Here is a 2,139-nt window from a genome sequence, read left to right on the forward strand (position 1 = left end):
CGCCGGCGATGAGCAGCGCCATCGCGGCCGCGAGGAATCCGCCCGGCTCGACGCCCGTGGCCGGGAGCGCGGAGCTCGACGACGAGGCCGGCACCACCGTGGGCGGCGTCGTCGACGGCGGTGCCGCGTTGCAGTTCGGCGTCGGCGGCGGGTAGACCGCCACGGCGTCGTTCGACGGGTTGATCCGGATCTCGACGACGGCCTCGGCACGCAGGTCGTAGAACGGCGCGCTCGGGTCGAGGACCCAGGTGCCGTCGGCGAGGAGCGTCCATCCGGGCCAGTCGATCGGGTTGCCGGAGGCGTCGACCTCGGCACCCGGCCAGAGCTGCTCGCCGGAGATCGTCTGACCGCTCGACCATCCGCCCGGGTACGGGACGGAGTCGACCTGCGAGGCGCCGTCGGCGAGGATCGCCGCGACGTCGCTCGCCGGGATCGACGGGTCACGGTCCGCGAACGCGGCCGGGGTCCACCAGATCAGCACGATCGGGTTGGCCGCCGGGTCGTCGACGTTGTAGGGAGTGATCGAGTAGGTGAACCACGGAGTGTCGTTCACGCACTGCGCCATGGCGGTCAGGCCGATCGACTTCACCGGCGTGGTCGCGTCGTCGCAGTTGTCGGACTCGTCGGCTTCGTAGCCGATGAGGTCTCCGCTCTCGTCGTCCGCCTCGTAGGGCTCACTGGCCACGCAGGCACCGTTGACGAGGTCGGGGATCGGCCCGGTGCCGGGCTGGGCGAGCTCGCCGACGGTCACGTCGAACGTGATCGTGATCACGTCACCCGGATCGATCCACCCGTTGTGCTGCACCGTCATGATGCCGTCCTCCACCTCGACCGGATCCCACTCGCCGGGGTTCGGGGAGATGACCGCCGACCCCTCGACGTAGGTGACGCCGTCGGGCAGCTGGTCGGTGACGAGGCTGCGGAACGCCGGGAACTCGCCCTCGTTGGTGATCGTGAGCGTGTAGGTGATCACGTCGCCCTCACCGGAGTCGACCGGCTCGTCGTCCTCGGTCGCGGCGTCCTTCACCAGCACGAGGTTCACGTCGCCGACCGGGTGGTCGACCACGCATGGGTCGTCCTCCTCGAGTACGGGGCACTCGCCGTCGCCCGTCGGCTCGACCACATTGTGGAGGAGCTGGCCCGATGCGTCGGCGTCGACGGTGACCAAGTAGCTGACGGTCGCGCTGGCCCCCGGCGGCAGGTCGGGGATCGCCCAGGTGAGCACGCCGTCGACCGGGCCCGTGAGTCCAGCGGGCAGCGGCAGGCCGAGCGTCGCATTGTCGATGACGTCCGTGACGTCGTCGAGCGCGACGGCTCCGGTGACGAGGACCTGCGACGTGTTGGTCGCGGTCAGCATGTACGTCACGGTGGATCCGGCGGGCACGGTGGCGCCGTCAACGGGGTCGGAGCTCTTCTCGAGTTCCCAGAACGGCACCGGGCACGCCGTGAGCGTCACGGTCCTCGTGAGGTCCGTCTCGGGGTCGGCGCCGACGCGGTGGAGCACCACGTCGTAGTCGCCCGGCGGCAGCGGATCGAAGGTGCCGCTGAGGGATCCGCTGTCGGCCTCGAACGTGAGCGACCCGACGACCTCGGTGGTGCCTGCGACGTACACGGTCAACTCGTAGTCGAACGAGATCGCGAGACCTGACAGGTCGTACTCGATGGTCCGCCCCTCCGTCACCACGGACGGGCACGGCGCGACCGAGAGCAGCACGCCGACCGGGGGCAGGTTGCAGTCGTTCTCGAAGATCGGCAGCAGGTCGAGGTTCAAGCCCGGGAAGTGGTGCTGCCCACCATCCTTATCGAAGTAGTCGAACTCGGGGATGATGTCGCCGAAGTCCTGGTGCATCGAGTGCGCGTGGTCGGGGTCGTACTCGTCGTTCGGATCGCCGTTCGGGTCGATGATCGAGCGAACGCTCGGGCTGATCGCCACGTACGGATTCGTGGCACTCGCCGTCGCGTGGCAGATGTCGACGTGGTCGTTCCACTCGGGGATCGTCGTGACGGGCGGCCCGCCGGCGCTGTCCGCCAGGCGCGCGGCCTGCGGGGCGGCTTCATCGGAGAGCGTCGCCGCGGAGTCGGACCCGTCGGAAGGTGTCGCAGCGGGGCCCTGCTCCGCGGGGGGTGGCGACTCCTGGG

General features: G+C 69.9%; 1 protein-coding gene. It reads right to left on the reverse strand.

Annotation, left to right across the window (positions count from 1 at the left end):
- On the reverse strand, positions 1–2,139 hold a 2,139-nt coding region (locus GH736_RS21645), incomplete at both ends, for a DUF7927 domain-containing protein (RefSeq protein WP_159606978.1).

The organism is Agromyces humi (genome assembly GCF_009720255.1).
GTDB lineage: Bacteria > Actinomycetota > Actinomycetes > Actinomycetales > Microbacteriaceae > Agromyces > Agromyces humi.